Source organism: Rhodococcus sp. 14C212 (assembly GCF_011058195.1).
GTDB lineage: Bacteria > Actinomycetota > Actinomycetes > Mycobacteriales > Mycobacteriaceae > Rhodococcus > Rhodococcus aetherivorans.
In genome coordinates this window covers 1-1414 of the sequence record NZ_JAALEH010000205.1, presented here as the reverse complement: position 1 = coordinate 1414, position 1414 = coordinate 1, and the positions used below count along the sequence as shown (strand labels likewise).

Annotated in this window: 1 protein-coding gene; it reads right to left on the bottom strand. The window is 69.8% G+C overall.

Annotation, left to right across the window (positions count from 1 at the left end; translation table 11 throughout):
- Positions 1–1412: acetate--CoA ligase (locus G6038_RS30680; RefSeq protein WP_165042674.1), on the bottom strand; the 1412-nt coding region annotated here is incomplete at its 3' end.
- Positions 1413–1414 lie beyond the last annotated feature (2 nt).

Genomic DNA, 1414 nt, shown 5'->3' with positions numbered 1-1414 from the left:
CGCAGCATCGACGGCCACGGCTGATCGAGCACCAGGTAGCCGTTGCCGCCGGTCCCCAGCGGCTTGGCGTTGTCGTCGACGATCTTGGCGGAGATGCCGGGCAGCGGCGCCATCGCCGAGCCCGGCTTGGTGGCGGTGATGCCCGGCAGCGGCGAGATCATGATCGCGCCGGTCTCGGTCTGCCACCAGGTGTCGACGATGGGGGCCTGGCCGGCGCCGATGACCTCACGGAACCAGCGCCACGCCTCGGGGTTGATCGGCTCGCCGACCGAACCGAGCAGCCGGATCGAGGACAGGTCGTGCGCATCGGGGATGTCCCGGCCCCACTTCATGAAGGTGCGGATCAGGGTCGGGGCGGTGTAGTAGATGCTCACCCCGTACTTTTCGATGATCTCGAAGTGCCGGTGCTCGTTCGGCGAGTTCGGGGTGCCCTCGTAGACGACCTGGGTCGCGCCGTTGCTCAACGGCCCGTACACGATGTAGCTGTGCCCGGTGACCCAGCCGATGTCGGCGGTGCACCAGTACACGTCGCGGCCCGGCTTGTGGTCGAACACGTAGTGGTGGGTGTACGAGGCCTGCGTCAGGTAGCCACCGGAGGTGTGGACGATGCCCTTGGGCTTACCGGTGGTGCCCGAGGTGTAGAGGATGAACAGCGGGTGCTCGGCGTCGAACGGCTGGGCCTCGTGCGTGTCGGCGGCCTTGTCCACCGTCTCGTGCCACCACAGATCGCGGCCCTCGGTCCAGTCGACGTCGATGCCGGTGCGCTTGACCACCAGCACGTGCTGCACCGACGAAGCATCGCCCTCGGCAGGATTGCCGGCGCCGCCGGCGAGGGCCTCGTCGGCGGCCGGCTTGAGCGGGGCGGCCTGACCGTGGCGCCACTGCCCGTCGACGGTGACGACCAGCTTCGCCTGCGCGTCGTCGATGCGCGAGCGCAGCGCGTGCGAGGAGAACCCGGCGAAGACCACCGAGTGGGTCAGGCCGAGGCGGGCGCAGGCCAGCATCGCCACGATCGCCTCGGGGATCATCGGCATGTAGATCGCCACCCGGTCGCCGGCCACCAGGCCCAGGTCGGTGAAGGTGTTCGCCGCCTTGCACACCTCGGCGAGCAGGTCGTTGTAGGTCAGCGCGCGCGAATCGCCGGGCTCGCCCTCGAAGTGGATGGCGACGCGGTCGCCGTTGCCGGCCAGCACGTGCCGGTCGACGCAGTTGTACGCGACGTTGAGCGAGCCGCCGACGAACCACTTCGCCACCGGTGCGTCGGACCAGTCCAGCACCTCGGACCACTCGGTGGCCCAGTCCAGCCGCTGCGCCTGCGTCGCCCAGAACCCGAGCCGGTCGGCGTCTGCGGCGGCCTGCAACTCGGGACCGGCGTTGGCGGTGGCGACGAACTCGGGGCTCGGTGGGTACACCT